Origin of the sequence: Rhizobium metallidurans (genome assembly GCF_014196505.1) — a bacterium.
GTDB lineage: Bacteria > Pseudomonadota > Alphaproteobacteria > Rhizobiales > Rhizobiaceae > Rhizobium > Rhizobium metallidurans.
Map to the genome: position 1 here is coordinate 81,924 of NZ_JACIDW010000014.1, position 26,172 is coordinate 108,095.

Below are 26,172 nucleotides of genomic sequence, written 5' to 3' on the forward strand. Positions count from 1 at the left end.
CATGAAAATCCTGACCTGCCCGGTGAACGGTCCTCGCAACATCACCGAATTTCAGTATCTCGGCCCCGTGCGTGCCGCCGATGCGGAAAATCCCGATCAGCTGATCGAGTCGCTTTTCTATGCGGAAAACCCGCTGGGCGTGCTCAAGGAATGGTGGCGGCATACGCCGTCCAATACGATCCTTATTGCAGAGCGCCACACGGTCACCGACCAGATCATTGCTACCTATCTTCCCAATCGAAAGCCCGCCTGACATGACCGAACGGCTTCCATACCCCTGGGGTTCGCGCATCGATCGCACCCGCAAGATCAGTTTCAGCTTCGATGGCCGTACTGTCGAAGGCTTTTCCGGCGACAGTATCGCATCCGCCATGGCGGGCGCCGATCGCTGGATACTGTCTCGTTCTTTCAAATATCACCGTCCGCGTGGCATTTTGACCATGGCAGGCCAGGACGCCAATACGCTGGTGCAGTTGCCCGACGAACCGAACGTCCGCGCCGATCTGCGCGCCATTTCCGATAATCTTGCAGTAACAGCCCAGAATGTCAGCGGCACCGCAGAGAACGATCGCAACGCCATCCTCGACAAGTTTGGCCGCTTCATGCCGGTCGGCTTTTATTACCGCACGTTTTTCGGCCCAGGCCAGAAGAGCTGGCTGAAGTTCTGGGAACCGATCATCCGCAAATCCGCGGGTCTCGGCAAGGTCGATATCAAGGCCGGACATGGCCACTATATCCGTGAAAGCATGCATGTGGACGTGCTCGTCGTCGGCGCTGGCCCGGCCGGTCTGTCGGCCGCCGTCAAGGCTGCCGAGGCCGGTTCGCAGGTGCTGGTGGTCGATCTCAACCCCGAAACGGGTGGCGCGCTGACCTACGCGCGCTTCGATGTCGAGACGGACGAAGCCAACACCGTGCTGCAGGCGCTTCGCAAGCAGGCCGCGGATCTGCCGAACATCCAGATCATGACCGGTGCGACATGCAACGGCTGGTTCGCCGACAACTTCATTCCCGTGCTTCAGGAAAACCGGCTCTACCGCGTCCGTGCCAAGCAGGTGGTCGTTGCTTCCGGATCGCACGAACAGCCATTGGTATTTCACAACAACGACTTGCCCGGTGTCATTCTTTCATCCGCGGCGCAGCGTCTTCTGCGTCACTATGCGGTTCGTCCAGGCAAGCAGGCCGTCGTTTTCGCCGGCAATCGCGACGGCTATCTGACGGCGTTGGATCTCGTCGAGGCTGGCGTGAAGATTGCTGCCGTGCTGACGCCTACAGGTGGCGCGGCATGCGAAGCGCTGGCGCAGTTGCTTGCCCAGAAAGGCGTGCAGGTCATCCGCGACGCAAGCGTCATCGCGGCTGTCGGCACGAGTGGCAATCGCCGGATCCGCGCCGTCACTTTCAGCACGCGACAGCATGGCGAAAAGACGCTTGCCTGCGATCACCTGGTTGTTGCGACCGGGTATACGCCGGGCTACCAGTTGCCGCTGAATGCGGGAGCGAAGCTCGGTTACGACGACACAAGCCGTCAATTCACCGTCAGCAATCTGCCTCAGGACTTCCATCTGGCAGGTTCGGTCGCCGGCGTCTTCTCGCTGAAATCCGTATTGCGCAGCGGCGAGATCGCCGGTTCGGCGGCAGCAAGGGCGCTTGGCCATGATGTGGCTGTCCCCGTCGCGATCGAGGATCTCGACGCACCGGAAATGAACTATGCGCAGGAGCTTTCCGCACATCCGAAGGGCCGGGATTTCGTCGATTTCGACGAAGACCTGCAGGTCAAGGACATCAAGAACGCGGTCGCCGACGGCTATAGCGAGCTTGAACTGGTCAAGCGCTATTCGACGGTCGGCATGGGTCCATCGCAGGGCCGGCACTCGGCGCTCGCAACGGCCCGCATCGTTGCCGGCTCGACAGCCCGCAGCGTCGGCCAGGTCGGCATCACGACCTCGCGTCCGCCTTATGGTCCGGAAAGGCTAGGCCTTCTTGCCGGTCCGAACCATGTTCTCTATCGCCATACGGCCATTCATGACGAGCATGTCGCAAGCGGTGCGAAACTGACGCCGGTCGGCGCATGGTGGCGTCCGTTCCACTATGCCGGCAAGAGCGACGTCAGCCGTGCGATCGCGGACGAAGTCGCGCTTGTGCGCAACAAGGTCGGCATGCTGGACGTTTCGACGCTTGGCAAGCTCGCGATCCGGGGCCCGGATGCCGCTGCTTTTCTCGATCGCATCTATACGATGGCACATGCCAAGCAGCCGATCGGCCGCGTGCGCTACTGCCTGATGTTGAACGACATGGGATCCGTGATCGATGACGGGGTCGCGTTCCGCATCTCCGAGAACGAATTCTACGTCACGGCCACGACCGGCGCCGTCGCGCGCGTGTTTAGCGAGATGATGTTCCTCAATGCCAAATGGGGCATGCAGGTCGATATCCAGAATATCACCGCCGCTTTCGCCGCGATTAATGTCACCGGCCCTGCCGCTCGTCAGGTTCTGGAAGCGCTCGGCGGCGACATCGATCTTTCGGCGGAAGGATTTCCCTATCTCAACGGTCGCGTCGGCGTCATCGGCGGATGCCCCGTTCGCATCATGCGTATCGGCTTCACCGGCGAGCTTAGCTACGAACTGCACGTACCGCAGTCCTACGGTGCCGCCCTTTGGCGCAAGCTGCTCGAAGTGGGCGCTCCTCACGGTCTGCGTCCCTACGGCCTGGAAGCCTCGCGTATTCTGCGTCTCGAAAAGGGCCACATCATCATCGGCCAGGATACGGATGCGCTTTCGACACCGGAAGAGCTCTCGATGGAATGGGCCATTTCCAAGACCAAGGCCCGATATGTTGGTAAAGCCGGCGTGGAGGCGCGTGCGAAGCTTGAAACCAGGCGCAAGCTGTGCGGTTTCGAAATCTCGGGTGACGATGGCAAGCATCTGGCCGAATCCAACCTCGTCTTCCGCGATGGCCGTCCTGCGGGCTTCGTGACTTCGGCCTGCTATTCGCCGACGCTCGGAAAATGGGTCGGCCTTGCTTATGCCGATCCGCGCGATGTCCAGCCGGGATCAAGCCTCAACATCAAGAGCTTCGGCGGTCAGGATATCTCGGCCAAGGTGGTGAAGGTTCCGTTCTACGATCCGGAAAGCAAGCGGCAGGAGATGTGAGATGAGCACGACTGGACATATCAATACTGCCGCGAAGGCATCGCAGCCCGACCTTGCTCTGCGCAACGATCTTCTCGGTGCGCGCCTTACCCGCCGCGCGACCGTGCCGACAGGCGACGAGAATGTCGTTATCGAATGCACGCCGACAGAACGTTTCGGCGTTCGCGGGCCCGGAACCATCGACTGGGTCGCCTCCCAGGGACTGACCGTGCCGCCAGCGGTCAACACATCCGCGATTTCGCCCTGCGGGACGACGGTCATGCGTCTCGGTCAGCAGGAAGTTCTGCTGACCGCTCCTGTCGGTGACGATGGACAGCGGCTGCGCGAACTGCGTTCGGCATGGAACGAGAGCACGGTTCCCGCGAAAGGTTACGATGCCTATCGCGAGGAAGGTTGGGCCTGGTTCGTCGTCTCCGGTCCCGACGCACCGGTGCTGATGCGCCGCAGTTCGATGGCGGATCTCGGGCCGAACACCCTGAAGGTCAACGAGATCGCACAGACGCGCGCATTGCATCTGGATGTCGTCGTTGCCCGCGAAGATCGTTTCGGCGCAGTTTCCTACGATATCTTTCTCGACATCGCCTCGGCGAAATTCGCTCTGGATGTCCTGACCGAAACCGCGCAGGAACTGGATGCGGGCTTTCAGCTGGCGGCGTTGCGCGCTGTCGCCTGAGTGCGGAATTTCTAAAACCACAAGCCAACACGGATCGCTTTCTGCGTGGTGTTCAGACCCGCGTACGATGACGCGTGTTCCGATGAGGGCCAGTAAAGGATTGAATGCGCATGGTCGCGACGAAAATCGATGGAAGGGCCTTTGCTGAAACCGTCCGCCAGGACGTGGCCCGGCATGTTGCGCAACTCCGGTCGGATCATGGCGTCACGCCGGGTCTGGCAGTCGTGCTCGTCGGCGAAGATCCGGCTTCCGAGGTCTATGTCCGCAACAAAGGCAAGCAGACGCGCGAATGCGGCATGGCGAGTTTCGAGCACAAGCTGGATGCCGCCACGTCCGAAGCCGAGCTGCTTGGTCTGATCGACAGGCTCAATGCCGACCCGTCCGTTCACGGAATACTCGTTCAGCTCCCCCTGCCGTTGCACATAGAGAGCAACAAGATCCTAAATGCGATCGATCCCGCCAAGGATGTCGATGGGTTCCACATCTCGAATGTCGGTTTGCTGGGGACAGGACAGAAGGCTATGGTGCCTTGCACACCGCTCGGTTGCCTTATGCTGCTTCGCCATCATCACGGAAAGCTGGATGGGCTGAACGCGGTCGTGCTTGGCCGCTCCAATATCGTTGGCAAGCCGATGGCGCAGCTTCTACTGCGCGACAACTGTACCGTGACCATCGCCCATAGCCACAGTCGCGATCTCGAAAGCATCGTGCGATCCGCGGATATTGTTATCGTCGCCGTCGGGCGGCCGGAAATCTTGACGGGTGACTGGATCAGACCAGGCGCGACCGTGATAGACGTCGGCATCAACCGCATCGAACGCGACGGTAAGACAAAACTGGTGGGCGACGTGCATTTCGACAGTGCCGCCGATATGGCCGGTGCCATAACACCCGTGCCAGGCGGTGTCGGCCCCATGACCATCGCCTGCCTCTTGGCAAATACGCTGACGGCGTGCTGCCGCGCAAAAGGCCTTCCCGAACCATCCAGCCTCACGGCCTGATTGAAACATCCGCCAGCCGAACCGGCGGACGTCCGCCCATCCTCCAGGAGCTTCCATGAACCAGTTCTACTTGACAGTGACCTGCCCCTCGACGCGGGGCATCGTTGCGGCAATCACCACCTACCTTGCCGAGAAAGGCTGCAACATCACCGACAGTTCGCAGTTCGACGACAGCGAGACCGGCAATTTCTTCATGCGGATCAGTTTTCGCTCCGAGACTGGAACCGACCTTGCTACACTGCGCGAGGGTTTCGCTGATCCGGCTAAGGCATTCGGCATGACCTATTCGTTCCATGACGAGACCGAGAAGATGAAGGTAGTCATCATGGTCTCGCGCTTCGGCCATTGCCTCAACGACCTGCTCTATCGCTGGCGGATCGGCGCGCTGCCGATCGAGATCGTTGCCGTCATCTCCAATCACATGGAATACCAGAAGGTCGTGGTGAACCATGACATTCCCTTCCACTACATCAACGTGACGAAGGCCAACAAGGCGGAGTCGGAAGCGCGTCAGCTGGCCATCATCGATGAAACGAATGCCGATCTGGTGGTGCTTGCACGTTACATGCAGGTTCTGTCGGATGAGATGTGCCGCAGGATGTCGGGGCGTATCATCAACATTCACCACTCCTTCCTGCCAAGTTTCAAGGGTGCGAACCCCTACAAGCAGGCTTATGAGCGCGGCGTGAAGCTGATCGGCGCTACCTCGCATTACGTGACGGCGGATCTCGACGAAGGTCCGATCATCGAGCAGGACACGATCCGCGTGACGCACGCGCAAAGCCCGAACGACTACGTTTCGCTCGGTCGCGATGTGGAGAGCCAGGTTCTGGCGCGGGCGATCCATGCTCATATCCATCGCCGTGTATTCCTCAACGGAAACCGCACGATCGTCTTCCCGGCGTCACCGGGGTCGTTCGCCTCGGAACGCATGGGCTGAAAACAGGAGCGCGAAAAGCCCTGCCCGCCATTCTTGAGAGATGGCGGGCAGGGCTTTTTCATATGCTTATACGCAGGCGACCAGCTGGATTTCGACCGGCGCATTGCCAGGCAGGGTGGCCACGCCGATTGCGGCGCGGCATCCGATGGCGATGTCGCCGAGTTGATCTTTCAGGAACTGCGAGGCGTAGTCGGCAAGTTTCGAGTGGGCCGTAAAGCCCGGCTCGGCAGCGATATAGACCGTGAGGCTGAGGATCGCGGAAAGCCGTTCGTCGGCACCAAGTTGAGACTGTGCCGCCGACAGAGCGTTGCCGCAGGAGAGGATGACCGCGTCGCCATGCTGCGCCGGATCGGCCGAGGCGGGAAGGATGCCCGTGAATTGCAGAACGCCATCCCGGCGCGGAGTCATTCCTGCCGTGAAGATCATGTCTCCACGACGAATCGCAGGGACGTAAAGCCCCTGCGGGATCGGCTTGCCATTTCCGGACTGGTCCGGGTTCATGCGCGATATCGGTCAGCGAGCGTAATGAGGCGCCCTGCCGCGGCCACTGCCGCTACATGGTCCTGCGAGAAGTTCAGGCGCACGCTGCTGTCGCAATAGGGGCTGAACTCGGTGCCGGGCGTCACGATCACGTTTGCCTGAAGCCTCAGGATGCGAACGAAATCCTTGCCGCTGACGGACAGCTTTGGCAACTGCGGGAAGATGTAGCTGCCGGCTTCCGTGGTGCGGACCCTCACGCCTTCGCTGGAGCGGAATACCTTCAGGAGGTCGTCGCGGATGGCTTCATGTTCACGTACACGCTGATCCATCCACCCCGCCGGCTCGTTGAACCATGTGCGGAACACGGCCTGACTGTATCCGCCGGCGCGCAACGATACGATTGCCTGCAGCTTTTCCATCCGGGTGACGATTGCTTTCGAACCGAAGGCGACGCCAAGGCGATAGCCGCTCAGCGACTCGGTCTTGGACGGTCCCATGATGGTGATGACATTCTCGGCATCGATCGCTTCCGCACGCAGATGTGCGTAGTCCACACCGGAATAGAGCAGGCGCGAATAAAGCTGGTCGACGATGACGGTCGCACCGTAGCGGCTGGCCAAGGCGGCGATCGTCTTGATCTCTTCGCGCGAATAAACCACGCCTGCCGGATTGTTCGGGTTGGAGAACAGGAAAACTTTCGCGCCCGACTTGAAGGCGTCTTCCAGTTGACCGAGGTCGAGGCCGGCGCGGCCCTCGACATTCTGATAATCCATCTGGATGGGCAGCATCTGCCCTTCACAGAATTCGACCAGCTTGCGGTTGGCGAAATAGTCCGGCTGAACCACTGCGACCTTATCGCCATGCGCGACGGTGGACGCGACAGCCAGGAAAAGCGCTCCCTGCGTACCGGGGGTCAAGATCATGCCGTCAGCTGCATCGACGGGCGCGCCGGTAAAGGCTGCAATGCTCGGGGCGAGCTGTTCGCGGATCGAAATATCACCACGATATTCCGTGTAGGCCTGCTTGCCGCCTGCTTCCACGCCCGCGCTGAAAACCTCGAAGGAACCGGGTGTCGGCGTAAACGCGTCAACGTCGCCGTGGGAAAAGTCCACGGGGCGGCCCTCGATCTTTTCTCCGCGCAGGAGCGCCTGGATATCTCCCGCCTGCTGGCGGACTTCCTGACCAGGCGCAGCATCTGTGCCCATGCGTTCGAACTTAGCTTGAATAGTCATTGAAACTCCCTTCATCAGCCCGAAGGCCACGTTGAAGCAATGATAGCCGGGTTTTAAAGCAATAAAATATGCTTGCTAGTTTCTTCAAAAGATAGAAAATATATCTTATGGATACGAAGTTTCTGGAGAGTTTCCTGATCGTCGCAGAATGTGGCTCCGTCGCAGAGGCTGCACGACGCCTCAATATGACATCGGCTGCTGTGGCGCAGCGCATAAGGGCGCTGGAGGCCGAGCTTGGTCAGGAACTGGTCTCACGGGTTGGGCGCACGGTCCGTCCGACGGCTGCCGGTCTTGCCGTGCAGCGCCACGGGCCGGCTCTCGTGCGCGCGGCAAGAGACCTGAGTGCGATCGCGGCCGGAGATCTTCCGAGCGGTCAACTTCGGCTTGGTGCGACCGCGACTGCGATGACCGGCCTCATTCCACAGATTACGGCCAACCTCAGCGAACGCTTTCAGCAGATCGAGTATTTCCTGCAGCCTGGTTCATCCGTGAACCTCTACCATGCGGTCCTGTCGGGCGAACTGGACGCGGCTATTCTGATCGAGCCGCAATTTCCGATTCCGAAGGCTTTTGGCTGGTCCACCATCCGGCAGGAACCTTTGCTCCTGCTCGCGCCCGCTGATCTCGAAGTCAGCGATTTCCGTCTGGTCCTCACAGAGCAGCCGTTCATTCGCTATGACCGCAATCAATGGGGAGGCCAGATCGTCGACCGATATCTGCGCCGTCATTCCATCACTGTGCGGGAATGGGCTGAGCTCGACGCGTTGGATGCCATCGCGGCACTCGTCGATCGCGGTCTGGGCGTCGCCCTGGTTCCCGATTGGGCTCCACCATGGCCCGAAGGTCTTCGATTGCAGAAACATCGGATGGAGGATGGCGAGCTTCGCAATATGGGGGTGCTCTGGGCCAATTCCGGTCCGCGCATCGCCGCCATTCGCGCTTTTGTGGAGGCGTGCGAAGCGATTTCGAAGGTTTGAACGAGGCTTGCTAAGCGCTTCTTTCCTGCGCGCCTGCTTTGGAGCTTTTCCAACTAATTATGATCATTGGGAAAAATTGCGCCCAGATCACGCTGCCGTCGCGCCTTTCAGCCTCTGAAACATGATTGTCGTAAAAAAAAGGATTTGCTCACGATGGCCATTGACAGCGGTTTCGGTATACGTAAAGTATTCTGAATGGCGACTGAGGCCAACAAGCTGCCTTGCACCTCCTCCACTGAAATCGAGTGGTGCGTCATCAAAGACTGTGGACAGCATCCGACCATAAATCCGCCTGCCAGGGAGATTCGGCGACGGAAGTGAAGTTGAAAGCGGCGCGGCGTGAGCTGCGCTGTGAATGCCGAGGTGCGCCTTTAGCCAAGGGCTGCACCCGTATTGAAAGGGTTTGCAAGCGATCCAATCGCAGCGGTGAAATCGTCAACGCTGCCAGTAGCGAATACATTCAACGATAGAGAAAAAGGGGAACACAATGACTCGTCGTCGCATGAATCTGCCCATGATCAATCGTCGTAACTTTCTAGCCAAGGCGGGTCTCGCAACGGTTGGCGTGCTAGCCGCGCCCTACGTCAGCACCAGCTACGCGGCTACCAAGGAACTGGTTCTTGTTACCTGGGGTGGGAATTATCGCCAGGGTATGGAGGACGGCCTGGTCAAGCCGTTCATGAAGGAAACCGGCATCAACGTGACGGTTCTCGATACGCCCGACATGGCCAAGGTCAAGGCTCAGGTCATGACCGGCAACGTACAGTGGGACGTTTTTGATGCGCCCGGTTCGATGGGCGCCAGTGGCGCTGCCAACGGCTATTGGGAAAAGCTTCCCTCCGGCCTCTTCGACGAAGCCGACCTGACCCTGCCATCCAAGGAAGTGCTTGTGCCCTTCTTCACTTTTGCAGGTGGCATCGCCTTCGACCCGGCTCGTTTCCCGGACGGCAAGCATCCCAATACCTTCGCCGACTATTTCAATGCAGAGGCCTTTCCCGGCCGCCGCACGCTGAGAACGCGTGCGATGGAGACGCTTGAAATCGCCCTTCTCGGCGATGGCGTCGCGCCGGCCGATCTTTATCCGCTCGATATCGACCGTGCATTCAAGGTGCTCGAGAAGATCAAGCCGCACGTCGCCAAGTGGGTTGAAGCCACTCCCCAGACGGTGACGCTGCTACAGACGAAGGAAGCGGATTTCAGCTTCACCTATGCGAACCGCATCCAGGCAAGCAACCGTGACCAGGGTGTGAAGCTCGGCTTCTCCTTCGACCAGAACCTCAACGGCGTGGAATATCTTGCCGTTCTGAAGGGAGCACCGAACAAGGAAAATGCGTTCAAGTTCCTCTCTTTCGCGATGAAGCCGGAATATCAGGCGTCTTGCATGGAAGCGAAGGGCGGGGCTCCGATCAGCCGCAAGGCCTATTCGCTGCTGAAGCCGGAATCGCTCGAATGGCTGCCGAAACTCGACAACAAGAACAACGCCTATATCAACGACGAATGGTGGTCGACGAAGCTTGAGGCGACGGAACGCCGCTTCAAGGAATGGCTGCTCGGTTAACAGTCACGATTTCATATCGTTGGTTGAAGCCTAGAGGACATTTCCGTGACAGTCATCGCATCCAAGGGTGCCGGACCTTTCATTGCTCCGGCAGCGATCCTTTCGCTGCTGGTAGCTCTGGTCCCACTCATCTTCATTTTCTACAACAGCACGGCGGGTGGAACATCCGCTGAGGCCTTCGCCAGCATTGTCGAAAGCAATCTGTTCCTGCGCGCGATGCGGACGACGATGGAGGTGTCTCTCCTCGCAAGTCTTATCAGCGTCGTCCTGGGTTATGTCGTCGCACTTCATCTGGCGCGGCAGTCGGCGCGGCGGCGAGCCGCGCTGATGGTTCTGGTCCTGCTGCCGTTCTGGACCAGCATCCTCGTGAAGAGCTACGCCTTTACGATTATCCTCGGTCGTGAAGGCATCATCAACGGCTTTCTGTCCTGGGCGACGGGCATCGATGTGGCCCTGCCGCTGATCTTTAATCGCGTCGGGGTCATGGTCGGCATGACCAATTATCTGACGCCGCTCGTTGTGTTTCCGGTTCTTGCCAGTCTTCTGGCGATCGACCCGGCACTTTATCGCGCAGCCGAGATCATGGGTGCGAAACCTGCCCGCATCTTCCTGACCGTCACGCTTCCGCTCAGTGTTCCCGGTGTTCTCGCCGGCGCTCTCAGCGCGGCAGTCATGTCGCTCGGTTTCTTCATCGTGCCGGCACTAATGGGCGGTAAGCAGGATCTGATGCTCGCGAACCTCGTCGATTTCTACACCCGCGAGGTTCTGGACTGGAACATCGCTTCTGCGGTGGGCGTGATCCTCTTCGCGCTGGTCGCCATCTTTGCGGTGCCCGCAACGCTTCTGCGCAGCAAACAGCAGGGGGGGCACTGATGGCTGGTCATATCAAGGATGGTCGAAAGGTCACCTACCGCTGGATCGGCACGGCTCTCGCCGTCTGCGTCTACATCTTCCTGCTCGCACCGAGCATCATCGTCATCCCGGTCTCGTTCGGTTCGCAGTACGAACTCAACTTTCCGCCGCGGCAATATTCTCTCGATCTCTATCGCATATTCTTCTCCAGCGCTTCCTGGATGCAGCCGCTGTTCCTCAGCCTGCGGGTCGCTTTCATGACGACCATCATCTCGACAATCATCGCCGTGCCTGCCGCCTATGCGATTGTTCGTTTCAGCTTTTTCGGCAAGAAGTTGCTGATCGGACTGATCATGAGCCCGCTGGTCATTCCATCGGTGGTCTTTGCGCTCGGCGTCTATCTCTATTTCTCCTATCTCAGGCTGACTGGAACCACGGCAGGACTCGTCGTCGCTCACACCATGTTCGTGCTTCCCTATGCGCTGGTGATCATCAGTGCAGGGGTGCAGAAGCTCGACTCGAACCTGGAATTCGGCGCGATGCTGATGGGAGCGGGCCGTTTCCGGATGATGATGACGGTGGTTCTGCCGCAGCTTTATCCTTCGATCGGGGCGGGAGCGCTGTTCGCCTTCCTCGTTTCGTTCGACGAAGTCGTCATTTCGTGGTTCCTGGCCGGGCCCAGCACGACCACGCTCTCGGTCAAGATGTTCAGCGCGATCCAGTGGGAGATTTCACCGGTGATCGCGGCCGTATCGACCATTCTTACGGCCATCTCGCTCGTCGTCTGCCTGGTCAATGTGATGCTTCAGAAGAAAGCCGACGTTGCGGCGTGAGGCAGGCCATCGACCGAACAAACAGATTTGCGCCAGAGCCGAGGCTCTTTCCGCGCCAAGGAAGAAACCATGACCGATACCGAACAGAATATGATTGAATTGCAGGGGGTTTCGAAGGAATTCGGCACGTTTCTCGCCCTGCACGCCACGACGCTCCAGGTCAAGAAGGGCGAATTTCTCACTCTTCTCGGCCCGTCTGGTTCCGGCAAGAGCACGCTTCTCAATATGATTTCGGGCGCTTTTGCCTCGACTACCGGAAAGATCCTCCTCAATGGGGTGGATATTACCAATGCGCCGCCGCGCAAGCGCGGCATCGGCATGGTGTTCCAGAACTATGCGCTCATGCCGCATATGACAGCCTTCGAAAACGTTGCCTATCCCCTCAAGGTGCGCGGCGTTTCCAAGGCCGAGATCAAGGACAAGGTAACGGACGCCCTGAAACGTGTCGGCCTTGCAGGTTTCGAACATCGCAAGCCAAAGCAATTATCGGGTGGCCAGCAGCAGCGTGTCGGTATCGCCCGCTGCATCGTCTACTCGCCATCGATCATCATGATGGACGAGCCACTCGGCGCACTCGACAAGAACCTGCGCGAGCAGATGCAGGACGAAATCAAGACGCTGCACCGCGAGATCGGGACGACCTTCATCTACGTAACGCATGATCAGGAAGAAGCCCTGAACATGTCCGATCGTATTTGTCTCATGAACCATGGCGGCATCGTGCAGCTGGGCACGCCCGACGACCTCTATTTTCGTCCGGTCAACAAGTTCGCAGCCCAGTTCATCGGTGAGTCCAATCTGCTAACCGGAACTGTGGAGGCCGGCGGACGTCTGAAGCTCTCTACCGGCTACGCGCTTACCCTGCCGTCGAATGCCAAGGTTGCCGCAGGTCAGTCCTGTCAGGTGATGCTGCGCCCTGAACGTATCAGAACCGTCGCTGCCGGCGAAGCGGGTTCGTCCGCGACCGTGCAGACGGTCGCCGGGCGCGTCGAGGGCGTAACCTTTATCGGCAGCATGACGACGCTTGCGGTGGAGCTGCCGGACCGCACGGTCCTCAAGCTGAAGCTCACCTCCTTGCCGCTGCAGAGCCGTTACAAGGTCGGCGATGCAATCGAATTGTGCTGGGACGCAGAGGATCTCGTCGTTCTGCAGGATGAAGCCTAATGGGGTTAAGGGCGCACCCGCGCGCCCGCACATCGCTCTCGTGACGAGAATTGGAATTTTGGAGACATATCATGGATATCAGCAATCTTTCCGGTATCGTCACGGCGACACCGACCCCGATCAAGGACGGAAACGTTGACGTTTCTTCCGTCAAGGAGCTTGCACGCTACCTCCTGGCAAATGGTGCCACCGGCCTCGCGCCGATCGGCGGTACCGGCGAATATATCTCGCTGAGCGAGCAGCAAAAGGTCGACATGGTTCGCGCGACCGTCGAGGCAGTCGATGGCGCCATCCCGACGATTGCGGGTCTGATCGCGCCGGGTCTCGGCGAAGTCTTCGATTCCGGCAAGCGAATCCTCGATGCCGGCGCCGACGGCCTTCTCGTCACCACGCCCTTCTACGTTCGTCCGACCCAACAAGGCGTGATCGACTACTTCAAGGCGATTTCCGACACGCTCGATACGGACCTCGTCCTCTACGAATTCCCCTACCGCACGGGAGTCTCCCTCACGGCGGAAACGGTCCAAGCTCTGGGCGAAACCACCCGCATCGTCGCGATGAAGGCATGCAATGCCGATGCCGGCCTGCAGATGCGCGTCCTCGAGGCGGCGGGTGACAAGATTGCGATCCTCTCCGGTGACGAGGACGTCTATCCGTTGCATCTGGCCGCCGGCGCCAAGGGTGGCCTGTTCGCCTCGTCATGCATCATCCCCAAGGTCTGGAACAGGATTACCGAACTTGGTCAGGAAAACAGGACCAAGGAGGCGCTGGAACTGCACTCGAGGATCAGGCCGTTCCTGAAGCTCATCTTTTCCGAACACAATCCGATCCCGCTCAAGGCTGCGCTACGGATACTCGGCAGGCCCTGCGGCGAAGCCATGCTGCCGCTTTTGAGCGCGAGCGCGGAAACGGAAGCGCAACTGGTCAAGATGCTTCCGGAAATGGAGGCGCTGGAAGCGTCTCTTTAATACTGGGGACGGTGGCTACCGGCTGCCGTCGCTCGCAAGCCGCCCATATTCGACAGACGTGTGCCCGGCAGATTGCCAACTGGAAGTGAAACATGGACATCGACAAGCAGATCGTCGCCGAAATCGAAGCACGGTTGGGTGCGAAGAATATCAGGACCGGAGCCGACGCCGAGGGGTTCCTCGAGGACTTCTGGGGACGCGCGCGCGGCAAGACACTGTGTGTCGCTCTGCCTGCCAGCACGCAGGAAGTCTCCGACGTCCTTTCCATCTGCTTTCACCACAAGATCGCGGTCTTTCCGCAAGGCGGTAATACGAGCACGTGCCTTGGTGCTGTGCCGGATGCGTCGGGCCGTTCAATCGTTCTTTCGCTGTCGCGGATGAACCGCATCCTGTCGGTCGATCCGCTCGATGCATCGATCGCCGCCGAGGCAGGCTGCATTCTTGCCGACATTCAGGAGGCCGCCGTCAAGGTCGACAAGTTCTTCCCGCTCAGCCTCGGGGCGGAAGGAAGCTGCCAGATCGGCGGCAATGTTTCGACCAATGCCGGCGGCACCAGCGTCCTGCGCTACGGCAATACCCGCGATCTCGTGCTCGGCATGGAAGTCGTGCTGCCGGACGGCCGCATATGGGACGGCATGCGGACGCTTCGCAAGAACAATACGGGCTACGACCTCAAGCATCTGTTCATTGGTGCGGAAGGATCGCTGGGCATCATCACGAAGGTTTCTTTGAAGATTTTCCCGAGCCTTCCCCATCTGACTTCGGCGCTGATCTCATTCGAGGATATTGTCAACCTGACAGCCTTCACGGAGCCGCTGCGGAAGACATTTGACACATCGATCATCGCCATGGAGCTGATTTCCGGCAGCGAGGTCCGCATCGTGAAGGAGATGATGCCGGATCTGAGCGTTCCCTACGATCAGAATGTCGGCTGGTTCCTGCTGGTGGATATCGTTTCCGACGGGCAGGGCGATATTGCCGACCGTCTCCAGGATGTTCTCGGCGGAGCGATGGAGGACGGCCATATCACAGACGTGCTGATCTCCGCCAACGAGGCGCAGCGAGCGGCGATCTGGAAACTTCGGCACTCGGTCACCGAGTCTCACAAGAAATACGGCATGGGCATGTCGCATGACGTCGCCGTGCCGATCGGCGATATTCCGCGCTTCATTCAGATCGCCAAGGCGAAGGTCGACGAGGCTTTCCCGCAGGCCGACATAGCGATTGTCGGCCATGTCGGCGACGGCAACCTGCACTACAACGTGATCTTCGAAAAGTCCCGCTGGGCTGCCATTCCCGATCAATCGAAGATGCGCAAAGACGTCTACAAGGTCATCTACGACATTGCCGCAGGCATGAACGGTACGTTCAGCGCCGAACACGGGATCGGGGCGCTGCACGTGGCCGAAATGAAGACCTACAAATCCGAAATCGAACTGGAAATGATGAAGGGGGTGAAGTCGCTGTTCGATCCCCACAACATCATGAATCCGGGTCGAATACTGCCGGAATGACGCCGCCCGCCTGAGGCAGGGCTGCCGGATGCGACAGGGGGCGTGATCCGCCTCACATCATCCGGCCGATCACGAGTTCAGCATCATGCATCTTCGCCTGTCGTCCGGCGGAGCAGGGTTCGGCCGTCCGCGAAAGGCTCGAAGATCAGTCAACTACAGCAGTTGTCGAATGAAATTTCTTCAATTCGCGCCAGGAAGTCAGTTGACAAGTTTTTAAGTATACAAATAGGATACTGAATAATCAGAAAAGGGGAATGCCATGAAAATGCTTGATGTCATCGCCACCTCCATCCTTATGACTGCCTCTCTGACGGGAGCAGGTTACGCGCAGGAAGCACCGAAAAACCTGAGGATCGGAACCTCGCTGACCCAGATGCCCTGGGGCTTCTACGATGATAACCAGAAGCCGACCGGCGTTGATGTCGCGCTCTGCGGCGCCATCGCCAAGCAGCTGGGGTCGAACGCCGAATTCATCAGCCTCGATTTCAAGGGTCTTATCCCGGCTCTCCAGGCGGACCGTTTCGACATGGTATGCGCCGCTATGTACATCACGCCTGAGCGTGAACAGGCCATTGCGATGGTGCCTTACATCCAGGCAAGCCAGACTGTCGTCACCAAGAAGACGGCAGATATCGAGGGACTGGAGGGGCTTTGCGGCCGTTCGGTCAGCGTGCTGCAGGGATCGGGCTCGCTGAAGGTGCTGCAGGACGCCAGCTCGAAATGCGAAGCAGCCGGCAAGCCCGCCGTTACGATCCAGGCTTTCGACACCCAGCCCGTCGCCATCCGTGCGCTCGAGAATGACAGCGTCGAAGGCTTCATCGCCACCGATAGCCTCATTTCCTATTACATGAGCAAGAACGACAGCCTGAAGAAGGTTGCGACAGGCATCAGCCCGACAAAGCTCGGCATCGGCTTCCAGACGAACAACAAGGCCTTGGCGAAACTGGTCGCCGATGCCCTGACCGCGATGAAGGCCGACGGTTCCTATGACGCGGTCTTGAAGCAATGGGGCATCGAAAGCGCCGCGCTCAAGTAATCCGACATCACAGATCGGCCGATGACGGCGGGTCATCGGCCCGCTCGTTCCAGCAAGAAAGGTTTGGTTCATGAAAAGCGAACTCAAGGGTATTATCAGCGCCGTTCTCACGCCGTTCACCAAGGACGGCGTGGCGATCGACGAAGCCGCCTATGGCCGGTTGATCCGCTCGCAGCGCGATGCCGGCATCCATGCAGTCGTCGCAAGCGGCTCGACTGGCGAGCATCCGTCTCTGACGGTCGCAGAGCGCAAGCGCCTTTACGAGATTGCCGTCGAAGCGTCCGGCGACAAGATCGACGTGGTCGCGCATGTCGGGTCCAACAATGTCCGCGATGCGCTGGACCTTGCGGAGCATGCGCGCAAGGTCGGCGTCGATCAGATGCTGGTGGTTACGCCTTACTTCGATAGCCTGAAATTCACGGACGTGCAGCGCTTTCTCGACAAGATCGTCAAGATTTCCGGCGGCCCGATCATCTATTACGACACCCCCTCGATCACCCGTCTCGACATCACCGAAGACCAGATGGTGACGCTGAAGCGCGACGGCCTCGTATCCCATATCAAGGACAGCCCGCAGAATTTCACCCGTACGATGCGCATGCTCTCCAACCCTGACGCACCCACCGTTCTGGCTGGGTCCGATCCGGCGCTTCTTGCCGTGCTTGCGCATGGCGCGCCGGGCTCGATCATCGGGGCATCGACCTTCATTCCCGAACTTTGCGTCGAACTCTACGACCGTATTTCCGTCGACAAGGACTGGAATGCGGCACTGAAGGTTTGGGATAGGCTGTGGCCGATCCTGAACTTCATGCTGCTCAACGGTTACGTGGCGCTTGCCAAGGCCGGTTCGGAAATCCGTGGCCTGTCGCTCGGCAATCCGCGTGAACCGCTTGCGCCATCTCCTGTCGAACTTCGCGAGCGCCTGAAGGTCGTGCTGGAGGCTTCCGGCGTCACGTCTCTTCCGCTGGCGGCATAAGGAGGGGAGGCAATGCACGTTTGGGACTGGTCCGTATTCTTCAATAATCTGGTGCATCCGGCCATCCTGACGGGCTTGTGGACGACGATCTGGCTGACATTGCTGACGCTGCTTCTGGCCATCGTGCTCGGAACCGTCGTCGCGCTGGTCGGCCGGATCGACAGTTTTCTGGCGCGGGGCTTCTACCAAGGATATGTCGCCTTCTTCCGGGCAACACCGCTTCTGGTGCAGCTTGTGTTTCTCTACAGCGCGTTGCCGCAGATGGGCATTCGGCTGTCGGTGATCGAGGCGGCGATCATCGGTCTCATGCTGTCGGAAAGCCCATATGTGGCGGAGATCGTTCGTTCGTCGCTGTCTGCCGTACCCACGACGCAATGGGAAGCTTCCAAGGCGATCGGCATGCGACCGCTGTCGATCATGCGGTGGATCATCTTTCCGCAGGCGCTGAGGATCGCGGTTCCGCCGCTTGGAAACGAATTCGTCCGGCAGTTGAAGAACACCTCGCTGGTATCGGTGATTTCGATGACGGAATTGTTCCGAGCGACCGACAATCTGACCCAGACGAACTTTCGGGTACTCGAAGCCCTCTCCGTCGCGACGATCTACTACCTCGGAGTGACGGCCATATGGACCTTGCTTCAGGACGCATTCGAAAGACGGAATTCCAAGTGGTTCGCCGACGCCGGCGCGCCCAAGGCCGAAACACTGAAGACGGCTGCGGCGGTATGACGATGGCAACAGCAGTCAACAATTCCCATCCCTTCCTGCAGATTCGCGACGTGGTCAAAACCTACGGTCATTACGTCGCCCTGAATAACGTCTCCGTCTCTGTTGAAAAGGGCCAGGCCATCGCCCTGATCGGCCCCAGCGGATCCGGAAAGAGCACGCTTCTGCGATGCATCAATACGCTTGAGACGATTTCCTCCGGCACGATCAAGGTCGGTGCAGAGGAGATCGGCGCGCGGACGACATCATCCGGTCGCCGCAAACTTGGGGAGAAGGTGCTGGCCCGCCAGCGGGAGGACATCGGCATGGTGTTCCAAAGCTTCAATCTCTTTCCACACATGACGGCGCTGGACAATGTGATGTCGGGTCCGCGGTTCGTTCGCGGACAGGATGACGAGCGCGCTCGAAGACAAGGCATGGAATTGCTGGCGCGTGTCGGACTGGCTGACAAGGCGGCCAATTTTCCACGTCAGCTTTCCGGTGGCCAGCAGCAGCGCGTCGCTATTGCCAGGGCACTCGCCATGGAGCCGAAGATCATGCTTTTCGACGAGCCGACATCGGCGCTCGATCCGGAGACCGTACAGGAAGTGCTGAACGTCATACGCGAGGTTCGGGATTCGGGCATGACGATGTTGATAGCCACGCACGAAATGGATTTCGCACGCCATGCTTCCGATCGGACCATCTTCATGGAAGCCGGCCAGATCGTTGAACAGGGCGCTTCGAGCAAGGTTCTGTTCGAGCCCGAAACGCAACGCTGCCGGCGGTTTCTTGCAGGACTGACGGGCGCTATCGCGGCCGCGAACTGAGAATTCGGAGAAAAGGCAGACACATGATCGAAGCGGGTTTCTCCGCCGAAAGTCAGAGACGGTCTTCTCTTCTATTTGCTATTCGGTATTCAATGTGGATGCTGAAATTGAAATTTACCCTCAAGGGTTATAAAGTCGGAAGCGAGAGACAGCATGACTGACTGGATCGTCGGTGTGGACGTCGGCGGAACGTTCACGGATTTTTCTGCACGGGACCTTCGCACAGGCGCCGTTCATATTCACAAGCGCCCATCAACGCCGGATGATCCCTCGCGGGCGATTCTGGAAGGTCTGGGCGAGCTTCAGCAAAAGACGGGCATACCAGGCGAGGACATAGTGCGCTTTGCCCACGGCACGACCGTTGCCACAAACGCATTGCTGCAGCGGCGCGGCGCTGCCATCCGTCTCATCACCACAAAGGGCTTTCGCGATCTGGTCGAGATCGGGCGTCAGGTGCGTCCGCTGATCTACGACCTTCAGGAAGATGCGCCGGCGCCGCTCGTTTCGCGCAGCAACCGTCTGGAAGTGACCGAACGTATTGGTTCGCGCGGCGAGATCGTGGTTGAATTGACGGATGCGGAAATTGCGCGACTGGTCGCCGAATTGAAGGCGGCACCAAAGGTCGAAAGCATCGCCGTCTGCCTGCTCTTCTCCTTCCTCAATCCGGTTCATGAGCAGCGCATCGCGGCGGCTATCCGCGCTGCAATACCGGATGTCTACGTGTCGATCTCAAGCGAGGTTCAGCCGGAGTTTCGCGAGTTTGAACGCTTTTCGACGACGCTGATCAATGCGTTCCTGCAGCCGGAGGTTGGCCGCTACATGGAACGACTGAAGGGAGCGATCAATCAGGTCGCACCGAATGCCAAGTTCGGTATTTTCCAGTCGAGCGGCGGTCTGATGTCCGTCGACAAGGCTCTTGAATTTCCCGTCCGGACGGCGCTTTCCGGCCCGGCGGCGGGTGCTGTTGGAGCGGCGGCAGCCGGTGGGAAATCGTCGATCGGCGATATCATCACTCTCGATATCGGTGGCACCAGCACCGACGTCTGCCTGATCAGAGACGGCGAGACCGAAATCGCCCATGTCCGCGACATTGCGGGCTTCCGTATTCGCCTGCCGATGGTCGATATTCACACGGTCGGTGCAGGCGGGGGCTCCATTGCCCATATCGGTCCAGACGGTCTGATGAAGGTCGGCCCTGAAAGTGCCGGCGCCGTTCCCGGGCCTGCCTGCTATTGCAAGGGCGGCACCAAGCCGACCGTATCGGATGCGAATGTCGTGCTCGGCCGCCTTCCGGCCTCGCTTGCCGGCGGAGGGCTGATGATCGATCGCGAGAAGGCGGTCGAGGCGATCAGGACGATTGCCGAACCGCTCGGCATTCCGGTGATCAAGGCGGCGCTCGGCATTTGCGGCATCGTCTCGTCGAACATGACGCGCGCAATCCGCGCCGTCTCGACGCAGAAGGGCCACGATCCGCGCGACTTCGCGCTTATGCCTTTCGGTGGCGCCGGTGGCCTTCATGCCGCCGATGTGGCGAAATCGCTCGGCATCAGACGCATCATTGTTCCCATCGCGCCGGGCATTCTTTGTGCCGAAGGCCTGATCGAGGCCGATCTCCAGGAAAACTTCGTCTTCACCTGCCGTACGCCGCTCGACGGTTCGCTGGCCGCAATCGAAACCGCCGTGGATCAACTTGATGAACAGGCTAAAGCCTGGATTGCGATCGAGGCACGGGGCGCCGAGGGGGCATATCGCCTGTTGACGCTCGACATGCGGTATGTCGGTCAGAATTACGAATTGCCGGTCACGCTTGGCCAGCCTGGCGAAGAGCCCAACCTGCCGCATATCGCGGCACTGAAGCAAGCGTTCTTCGAAGCCCATCAGCGCAGCTACGGTCATGTCGACCGTGAAGCGCCGATCGAGATCATGAACGTCCGGATGAAGGCGGTCGCGCGGCTGAGCCAGGTGGTCCCTCTTGCGGAAAAGCCCGTCGGGCCCGCCAAGGCTTCGGAATATCATGATGTCTGGTTCGACGAACATGCGTCGGTTTCTACCCCGATCTATCCACGCAGCACACTGCAACCCGGCATCCGCCTGCAGGGGCCTGCCATCATCACCCAATTTGACACCACAACCGTAGTGCCGCCATGGGCCAGCCTGACGGTCGACCCTGCGCTCAGCCTCATTCTGGAGATCGACGATGCTCAATAAGGTAGGCCTTGACCCAATCGCACTTGAGATCAGCTGGAACGGCCTGAAGTCGATTACCGACGAATGCTTCCTGACGATCATGCGCAGCGCGTTCTCGACCAATATCAAGGAACGTCACGACCATTCCACCGCGATTGCCGACGCCCAGGGACGCCTCGTGGTGCAGGCGGAACACGCATTGCCGATCCATCTCGCCTCGATGGCCGGCCTGATGACGCATATTCTCGACCAGTACGGCGATACGATCGCGCCGGGTGATGTCTTCATCGGCAACGATCCGCATGTCGCCGGCGGCACTCATCTGCCGGATATCAACCTTGCCATGCCGGTATTCGGCGAAGGGCGTCTGGTCGGCTTCGTTGCCAATATCGTCCACCATGCCGATGTCGGCGGCGCGGCTGTCGGCTCGATGTCGGGTGGGCTGGACGAGATCTACAAGGAAGGCCTGCGTATCCCTATCGTGCGTCTGTTCAGCAAGGGTGTGCTTCAGGATGACATGATGCGTGTCCTCCTCCTCAACATGCGCCTTCCCGAAGAGCGCAAGGGCGATCTCAACGCGCAGATCGCGGCGGCCCGTCTCGGCGAGCGCCGCCTGCAGGAGTTCATCTCGCGCCACAGCGCCGCCTACATGGAGGCGGTGTTTGAAGACATCATTCGCCGCACCAATCTGCGTATGCGGGCTGCTATCGCCAAGCTGCCGGACGGCGAATACACATTCTGCGACGTGATGGATGACGACGGCGCCGGCACGGAAGACATCAAGATCAATCTCCTTATCCGCAAGTCGGGCGAGAAGATCCTGTTCGACTTCGAGGGAACGGACAGGCAGGTTCCCGGCAACTTCAACCTGACGTTCAACGCAACGCAGTCTGCGGTCTGCTTTTCGCTGAAGGCACTGCTCGATCCTGAAGTGCCCAACAATCATGGAATTTTCGATGCGATCGAGATCAGGGCGCCGCTTGGCTCGTTCATGAACTGCGTCGCTCCGGCTTCAGTCGCATTGCGCGCGAATACTTGCCAGCGCGTCGTCGATATTGTCATCGGCGCATTGGCCGAGGCTCTTCCCGATCAGGCGATCGGTGCCGCCAATGGAGCCAATACCAGCGCCGTCTTTGCCGGCATCGATCCTCGCAGCGGCAAGCAGTATATCTATCTGGAAACGCTTGGCGGCGGCATGGGCGCTCGCGCGACGAAGGATGGCAAGGACGGCGTTCAGGTCAATATCACCAACACGTCCAACCTGCCGGTGGAAGCGATCGAGATCGAATATCCGTTGCGCGTCGACGAGTATGCGCTGGTGGAGGATTCCGGCGGTGCAGGCCGTTTCCGTGGCGGTCTCGGCATCCGCCGCACTATCCGCCCGGTCGACCATGACTGTGAGTTCAACGGTGTCGGCGAACGCTTCCGCAACCGGCCATGGGGCATTTTTGGCGGCACCGCCGGCCTGCCTGGCCGGTTCCTGCTGCTGGACGGCGCAGGCGGCGAAGAAAGTCTGCCCTCCAAGGCAAATCGCATCCGGTTGACGCCGGCCATGGCAGCTGTCATCGAGACCCCAGGTGCCGGCGGCTATGGCGAGCCGCGGGAACGCAGACCGGATATGCTTGCGGACGACGTTGAAAGCGGCAAGTTCTCCCCCGAATTCGTGGCCTTCAACTATCGCAAATAGGGCGGGAAGCATAACCGGAATGGTTGGCGGATTGCGGAATGCGGATGATTTTCGGGAGGCGGCGCGGCGACGCCTCCCGCGTCTGCTGTTCGAATATATCGATCGTGGTGCTGAGGACGAGCTTGCTCTGGGCGCTCTGCGCCGAAGTCTCGACGAAATCCAGTTCATGCCACGAATGCTGACCGGACATCCCACTCGCGACCTCTCCACCACCGTTCTCGGCCAAAGAGCGGAATTGCCGATCATCGTGGCGCCCACCGCGCTTGCGGGGCTCGCATCGCATAATGGGGAGATCAAGATGGCAAGGGCGGCCGCAAAGGCAGGTATTCCCGTCTGTATCTCGACCCAGTCGATCACGACGATCGAGGAAATCAGGGCCGGGGCGCCGGCGGCGATGCTCTGGTTTCAGCTCTATGTGTGGAAGGACAGGAGCCTGACCAGGCGGCTCATGGAGCGAGCCGCTGCAGCCGGTGCGACGACGCTTGTCCTCACCGTCGATACGCCCGTCGTGCCGAACCGTGAATATAACGCCCGTAACGGCTTCTCCATTCCCATGAAGATCACGCCGCGCGCGACCGCCGAGGTCATGATGCATCCGCGCTGGCTGTTCGGTGTTCTGCTGCGCTACCTTCTGAGCAGCGGTATGCCGGTCTACGGTCACTATCCGAAAGAGTTCCGTGCCGCGATGACCAGACCGTCCGTTGCGAACGCGGTCAAGCTCGAAAACCTGCTGAACTGGGACGACCTGCGCGATCTGCGCCAATGGTGGCAGGGGAAGCTGGTCGTCAAAGGCATTTTCAGCGTTGAGGATGCGCGCAAGTGCTGGGAGATCGGCGCAGATGGCGTTGTGGTCTCATCCCATGGCGGGCGCAATATCGATAGCGCGCCCCCGACGGCGCAGATCCTCCCTCCGATCGCGGACGCTGTCGGCAAACATATCGAGGTTCTGGCCGACAGCGGTGTGAAGCGGGGTAGCGACATCCTGAAATACCTGGCTCTTGGCGCCAGGTCAGTGATGCTTGGACGATTGCCGATCTGGGGTCTGGTTTGTGGTGGAGAAGCGGGCGCACATGCCTTGTTCGAGATGTTGAAAACGGAGATAGACATTACGCTGTCGCTGCTTGGTGCGAGAACTCCGGGCGACGTAGAGCTGCTGTTGCCGCGAGCTGCCTCCCGATAGCAGGAGGTCTCGCTGGCTTTGCGGTGGCAGGTTCTATCAGAATTATGCAGGTGGAATGATGACGTACAAGACTATTGGAATTATCGGCGCTGGCGTAATTGGCAGGAAGCTGTTCGATTACGTGAACGGCCTGGACGGAACCGAGGTCGCTTACGTCCTGGTCTCCGACCGGGAGAAATATGCCGGCGATACCGTGCTGGCCCCCTTCGTCATTGACGATGCCGTGCAGGCATTGGAGCGTCGAGCGGATCTGGTCCTCGAATCCGCCACGCCCGCGCTCTTGAGCCAACTTGGGCCGGATATCCTCGCTCATTCGGACCTGTGCGGATTCAGCTGCTCGGCGCTGGCCGACAGTGCGGTTGAGGAGGCGATGCATGCCGCGGCAAACAGAAGCGGCCGCCGCTTCTTCGTGCCGCATGGTGCGGTTCTCGGCCTCGATGGCCTGTGTGACGGCCGCGAGCAGATCGAAGAGGTGGTGATTACGACGACGAAGAGCGGCGCGAGCCTCGGGCAGGCCGCGGATGCACGGGGGGTGCTCTTCGAAGGGACGACCCGCGAAGCGTGCGCGCGCTTCCCTCGCAACGTCAACGTTCACGCCGCAATCGCATTCGCAGGCATCGGTTTTGATCGCACACGCAGTATCGTCGTTGCCGATCCCGATACGAAGGCGATGCGCCACCATATCGTGGTTTCCGGCAAGGGATTGGAGTGGGAGATTTCCGTGAGCTCGCAGTCGCTTGGCGGCGTTACCGGCTCCTACACGCCTGCTTCGGCGATCGGCTCGTTGAAGAGGATCCTGGGCCGCGACACTTTTGCTAATGCCTGACATCGGTCGCGGCAATCGAATGCCGCGCCATTCCTTTGGAGGACCCCATGAAGATTCTCGTCCCCGTCAAGCGGGTGGTTGACTACAACGTGAAGATCCGGGTGAAGCCGGATGGCACGGGCGTCGAACTGGCCAACATCAAGATGTCGATGAACCCCTTCGACGAGATTTCGGTGGAAGAGGCGCTTCGCCTGAAGGAAGCCGGCAAGGCCGAGGAAGTGATCGTGGTCTCGATCGGTCCCGCGAAAGCCGAGGAGACGCTGCGCACGGCGCTCGCCATGGGCGCCGACCGCGCCATCCTGGTCGAGACCGACGATGCCGTCGAGCCGCTCGCCGTCGCCAAGATCCTCAAGGGTGTCGCCGACGCCGAACAGCCCGGCCTCGTGATCGTCGGCAAGCAGGCGATCGATGACGACTCGAACCAGACCGGCCAGATGCTGGCGGCCCTCTTGGGCACCGCGCAGGCCACCTTCGCCTCGAAGATCGAGATCGGCGATGGCAAGGCGACCGTGACCCGCGAAGTCGACGGCGGCCTGCAGACCATCGACGTCAAGTTGCCGGCGGTCGTCACCACGGATCTGCGTCTCAACGAGCCGCGCTACGCCTCGCTGCCCAACATCATGAAGGCCAAGAAGAAGCCGCTCGACAAGAAGAGCCCCGCTGATTTCGGCGTTTCCACCGCACTGAGGCTCAAGGTGCTGAAGACCGAGGAGCCCTCCGGCCGCAAGGCGGGCGTCAAGGTCGCATCGGTCGCCGAGCTCGTCGAAAAGCTCAAGTCCGCCGGCGTCCTCTAAGATCTGGAAAGGGAGATTACATCATGGCCATTCTTCTTCTGGCTGATCACGACAACGCAAGCCTTTCCGACCAGACCGCCAAGACGCTCGCGGCAGCCGCAAAAATCGCCAAGGATCAGGGGGGCGACGTGCATGTGCTTGTCGCCGGCAAGGGCGCCAAGCCCGCGGCCGATGCCGCCGCCAAGCTGTCGGGCGTCTCCAAGGTCCTGCTCGCCGAAAGCGACGAGCTTGCCAACAATCTGGCCGAGCCGCTGGCCGACCTGATCGTTTCGCTGGCCGCAAGCTACGACACCATCATCTCGGCCGCCACCTCGGTCGGCAAGAACGTGCTGCCGCGCGTCGCAGCCCTGCTCGACGTCGCCCAGGTCTCGGAAATCATCGAGGTGGTCTCGGCTGATACCTTCAAGCGCCCGATCTACGCCGGCAACGCCATCCAGACGGTGCAGTCGACCGACGCCAAGAAGGTGATCACCGTCAGAACCGCGTCCTTCGCCGCCGCCGCCGAGGGCGGGTCCGCTTCGGTCGAGGCGATCCCCGCCGTGTCCGATCCGGGTCTGTCGACCTTCGTCAAGGATGCGCTGTCGACCTCCGACCGTCCGGAGCTGACATC

The 26,172-nt window shown here is 59.9% G+C and carries 23 protein-coding genes and 1 pseudogene; 22 read left to right on the forward strand and 2 right to left on the reverse strand.

Annotated features, from left to right (window positions below; translation table 11 throughout):
* The first annotated feature begins 1 nt into the window (after position 1).
* From GGQ67_RS18775 to purU, 5 genes are all read left to right on the forward strand, one after another.
* Entirely contained in the window at positions 2–253 is a 252-nt protein-coding gene (locus tag GGQ67_RS18775) for a sarcosine oxidase subunit delta (RefSeq protein ID WP_183901652.1), read from the forward strand.
* A 1-nt stretch (position 254) separates the two neighbouring features.
* Positions 255–3,149 carry a glycine cleavage T C-terminal barrel domain-containing protein gene (locus GGQ67_RS18780; RefSeq protein ID WP_183901653.1) on the forward strand — a complete coding sequence of 965 codons (2,895 nt, stop codon included), beginning with the start codon at positions 255–257 and terminating at the stop codon, positions 3,147–3,149.
* 1 nt (position 3,150) lies between these two features.
* A complete protein-coding gene (locus GGQ67_RS18785; RefSeq protein ID WP_183901654.1) occupies positions 3,151–3,822 on the forward strand; it encodes a hypothetical protein in 672 nt (223 codons plus the stop codon).
* Positions 3,823–3,932: 110 nt separating this feature from the next.
* Positions 3,933–4,823: a bifunctional methylenetetrahydrofolate dehydrogenase/methenyltetrahydrofolate cyclohydrolase FolD gene (folD, locus tag GGQ67_RS18790; RefSeq protein ID WP_183901655.1), complete on the forward strand. Its 891-nt coding sequence runs from the start codon at positions 3,933–3,935 to the stop codon at positions 4,821–4,823.
* Positions 4,824–4,878: 55 nt separating this feature from the next.
* On the forward strand, positions 4,879–5,763 hold the full coding sequence (gene purU / locus GGQ67_RS18795; RefSeq protein WP_183901656.1) for a formyltetrahydrofolate deformylase: 885 nt from the start codon (positions 4,879–4,881) through the stop codon (positions 5,761–5,763).
* Between the two features lie 66 nt (positions 5,764–5,829).
* Here the strand turns inward: purU and GGQ67_RS18800 are convergent, their stop codons facing one another.
* A complete protein-coding gene (locus GGQ67_RS18800; protein ID WP_183901657.1) occupies positions 5,830–6,264 on the reverse strand; it encodes a RidA family protein in 435 nt (144 codons plus the stop codon).
* Entirely contained in the window at positions 6,261–7,505 is a 1,245-nt protein-coding gene (locus GGQ67_RS18805) for a pyridoxal phosphate-dependent aminotransferase (RefSeq protein ID WP_343056528.1), read from the reverse strand. The genes GGQ67_RS18800 and GGQ67_RS18805 overlap by 4 nt, the downstream gene beginning before the upstream one ends.
* Positions 7,506–7,582: 77 nt before the next feature.
* Here GGQ67_RS18805 and GGQ67_RS18810 point away from each other — a divergent pair, with 77 nt between their 5' ends.
* From GGQ67_RS18810 to GGQ67_RS18890, 17 genes and pseudogenes are all read left to right on the forward strand, one after another.
* Positions 7,583–8,452, forward strand: a complete 870-nt coding sequence (locus GGQ67_RS18810; RefSeq protein WP_183901658.1) for a LysR family transcriptional regulator — start codon at positions 7,583–7,585, stop codon at positions 8,450–8,452.
* 514 nt (positions 8,453–8,966) lie between these two features.
* Complete coding sequence (locus GGQ67_RS18815; RefSeq protein WP_210279704.1) at positions 8,967–10,010, forward strand: ABC transporter substrate-binding protein; 1,044 nt, start codon at positions 8,967–8,969, stop codon at positions 10,008–10,010.
* A gap of 45 nt (positions 10,011–10,055) precedes the next feature.
* Positions 10,056–10,883 (forward strand): ABC transporter permease, encoded by an 828-nt coding sequence (locus tag GGQ67_RS18820; RefSeq protein WP_210279705.1) that lies wholly within the window; start codon positions 10,056–10,058, stop codon positions 10,881–10,883.
* A complete protein-coding gene (locus GGQ67_RS18825; protein ID WP_183901660.1) occupies positions 10,883–11,695 on the forward strand; it encodes an ABC transporter permease in 813 nt (270 codons plus the stop codon). The genes GGQ67_RS18820 and GGQ67_RS18825 overlap by 1 nt, the downstream gene beginning before the upstream one ends.
* Positions 11,696–11,764: 69 nt before the next feature.
* Positions 11,765–12,859, forward strand: a complete 1,095-nt coding sequence (locus GGQ67_RS18830) for an ABC transporter ATP-binding protein (RefSeq protein WP_183901661.1) — start codon at positions 11,765–11,767, stop codon at positions 12,857–12,859.
* A 71-nt stretch (positions 12,860–12,930) separates the two neighbouring features.
* Complete coding sequence (locus GGQ67_RS18835; protein WP_183901662.1) at positions 12,931–13,827, forward strand: dihydrodipicolinate synthase family protein; 897 nt, start codon at positions 12,931–12,933, stop codon at positions 13,825–13,827.
* A 92-nt stretch (positions 13,828–13,919) separates the two neighbouring features.
* Positions 13,920–15,341 carry an FAD-binding oxidoreductase gene (locus tag GGQ67_RS18840; protein WP_183901663.1) on the forward strand — a complete coding sequence of 474 codons (1,422 nt, stop codon included), beginning with the start codon at positions 13,920–13,922 and terminating at the stop codon, positions 15,339–15,341.
* 259 nt (positions 15,342–15,600) lie between these two features.
* Positions 15,601–16,377 (forward strand): ABC transporter substrate-binding protein, encoded by a 777-nt coding sequence (locus GGQ67_RS18845; protein ID WP_183901664.1) that lies wholly within the window; start codon positions 15,601–15,603, stop codon positions 16,375–16,377.
* A 70-nt stretch (positions 16,378–16,447) separates the two neighbouring features.
* Positions 16,448–17,353 (forward strand): dihydrodipicolinate synthase family protein, encoded by a 906-nt coding sequence (locus GGQ67_RS18850; protein ID WP_183901665.1) that lies wholly within the window; start codon positions 16,448–16,450, stop codon positions 17,351–17,353.
* 12 nt (positions 17,354–17,365) lie between these two features.
* Entirely contained in the window at positions 17,366–18,082 is a 717-nt protein-coding gene (locus GGQ67_RS18855) for an amino acid ABC transporter permease (protein WP_183901666.1), read from the forward strand.
* Positions 17,980–18,888: an amino acid ABC transporter ATP-binding protein gene (locus tag GGQ67_RS18860; protein WP_343056529.1), complete on the forward strand. Its 909-nt coding sequence runs from the start codon at positions 17,980–17,982 to the stop codon at positions 18,886–18,888. The genes GGQ67_RS18855 and GGQ67_RS18860 overlap by 103 nt, the downstream gene beginning before the upstream one ends.
* A gap of 153 nt (positions 18,889–19,041) precedes the next feature.
* Positions 19,042–21,096 (forward strand): hydantoinase/oxoprolinase family protein, encoded by a 2,055-nt coding sequence (locus GGQ67_RS18865; RefSeq protein ID WP_183901667.1) that lies wholly within the window; start codon positions 19,042–19,044, stop codon positions 21,094–21,096.
* A complete protein-coding gene (locus tag GGQ67_RS18870; RefSeq protein ID WP_183901668.1) occupies positions 21,086–22,762 on the forward strand; it encodes a hydantoinase B/oxoprolinase family protein in 1,677 nt (558 codons plus the stop codon). The genes GGQ67_RS18865 and GGQ67_RS18870 overlap by 11 nt, the downstream gene beginning before the upstream one ends.
* A gap of 19 nt (positions 22,763–22,781) precedes the next feature.
* Positions 22,782–23,942, forward strand: coding sequence for an alpha-hydroxy acid oxidase (locus tag GGQ67_RS18875; RefSeq protein WP_183901669.1), 1,161 nt, complete (start codon positions 22,782–22,784; stop codon positions 23,940–23,942).
* A 55-nt stretch (positions 23,943–23,997) separates the two neighbouring features.
* Complete coding sequence (locus GGQ67_RS18880; RefSeq protein WP_183901670.1) at positions 23,998–24,768, forward strand: aspartate dehydrogenase domain-containing protein; 771 nt, start codon at positions 23,998–24,000, stop codon at positions 24,766–24,768.
* Between the two features lie 47 nt (positions 24,769–24,815).
* On the forward strand, positions 24,816–25,562 hold the full coding sequence (locus tag GGQ67_RS18885) for an electron transfer flavoprotein subunit beta/FixA family protein (RefSeq protein ID WP_183901671.1): 747 nt from the start codon (positions 24,816–24,818) through the stop codon (positions 25,560–25,562).
* 23 nt (positions 25,563–25,585) lie between these two features.
* A pseudogene (locus GGQ67_RS18890) lies at positions 25,586–26,172 on the forward strand (electron transfer flavoprotein subunit alpha/FixB family protein); the annotation flags it as partial.

What these genes read in the sequence shown, in the direction of transcription:
- GGQ67_RS18840 (WP_183901663.1), top strand. Translation starts at nt 13,920, where the DNA reads ATGGACATCGACAAGCAGATCGTCGCCGAAATCGAAGCACGGTTGGGT.
- GGQ67_RS18835 (WP_183901662.1), top strand. Translation starts at nt 12,931, where the DNA reads ATGGATATCAGCAATCTTTCCGGTATCGTCACGGCGACACCGACCCCG.
- GGQ67_RS18800 (WP_183901657.1), bottom strand. Translation starts at nt 6,264, where the DNA reads ATGAACCCGGACCAGTCCGGAAATGGCAAGCCGATCCCGCAGGGGCTT.
- GGQ67_RS18850 (WP_183901665.1), top strand. Translation starts at nt 16,448, where the DNA reads ATGAAAAGCGAACTCAAGGGTATTATCAGCGCCGTTCTCACGCCGTTC.
- GGQ67_RS18865 (WP_183901667.1), top strand. Translation starts at nt 19,042, where the DNA reads ATGACTGACTGGATCGTCGGTGTGGACGTCGGCGGAACGTTCACGGAT.
- purU (WP_183901656.1), top strand. Translation starts at nt 4,879, where the DNA reads ATGAACCAGTTCTACTTGACAGTGACCTGCCCCTCGACGCGGGGCATC.
- GGQ67_RS18785 (WP_183901654.1), top strand. Translation starts at nt 3,151, where the DNA reads ATGAGCACGACTGGACATATCAATACTGCCGCGAAGGCATCGCAGCCC.
- GGQ67_RS18815 (WP_210279704.1), top strand. Translation starts at nt 8,967, where the DNA reads ATGATCAATCGTCGTAACTTTCTAGCCAAGGCGGGTCTCGCAACGGTT.
- GGQ67_RS18810 (WP_183901658.1), top strand. Translation starts at nt 7,583, where the DNA reads ATGGATACGAAGTTTCTGGAGAGTTTCCTGATCGTCGCAGAATGTGGC.
- GGQ67_RS18875 (WP_183901669.1), top strand. Translation starts at nt 22,782, where the DNA reads ATGGTTGGCGGATTGCGGAATGCGGATGATTTTCGGGAGGCGGCGCGG.
- GGQ67_RS18885 (WP_183901671.1), top strand. Translation starts at nt 24,816, where the DNA reads ATGAAGATTCTCGTCCCCGTCAAGCGGGTGGTTGACTACAACGTGAAG.
- GGQ67_RS18880 (WP_183901670.1), top strand. Translation starts at nt 23,998, where the DNA reads ATGATGACGTACAAGACTATTGGAATTATCGGCGCTGGCGTAATTGGC.
- GGQ67_RS18860 (WP_343056529.1), top strand. Translation starts at nt 17,980, where the DNA reads ATGGACCTTGCTTCAGGACGCATTCGAAAGACGGAATTCCAAGTGGTT.
- GGQ67_RS18855 (WP_183901666.1), top strand. Translation starts at nt 17,366, where the DNA reads ATGCACGTTTGGGACTGGTCCGTATTCTTCAATAATCTGGTGCATCCG.
- GGQ67_RS18775 (WP_183901652.1), top strand. Translation starts at nt 2, where the DNA reads ATGAAAATCCTGACCTGCCCGGTGAACGGTCCTCGCAACATCACCGAA.
- GGQ67_RS18780 (WP_183901653.1), top strand. Translation starts at nt 255, where the DNA reads ATGACCGAACGGCTTCCATACCCCTGGGGTTCGCGCATCGATCGCACC.
- GGQ67_RS18845 (WP_183901664.1), top strand. Translation starts at nt 15,601, where the DNA reads ATGAAAATGCTTGATGTCATCGCCACCTCCATCCTTATGACTGCCTCT.
- GGQ67_RS18825 (WP_183901660.1), top strand. Translation starts at nt 10,883, where the DNA reads ATGGCTGGTCATATCAAGGATGGTCGAAAGGTCACCTACCGCTGGATC.
- folD (WP_183901655.1), top strand. Translation starts at nt 3,933, where the DNA reads ATGGTCGCGACGAAAATCGATGGAAGGGCCTTTGCTGAAACCGTCCGC.
- GGQ67_RS18830 (WP_183901661.1), top strand. Translation starts at nt 11,765, where the DNA reads ATGACCGATACCGAACAGAATATGATTGAATTGCAGGGGGTTTCGAAG.
- GGQ67_RS18870 (WP_183901668.1), top strand. Translation starts at nt 21,086, where the DNA reads ATGCTCAATAAGGTAGGCCTTGACCCAATCGCACTTGAGATCAGCTGG.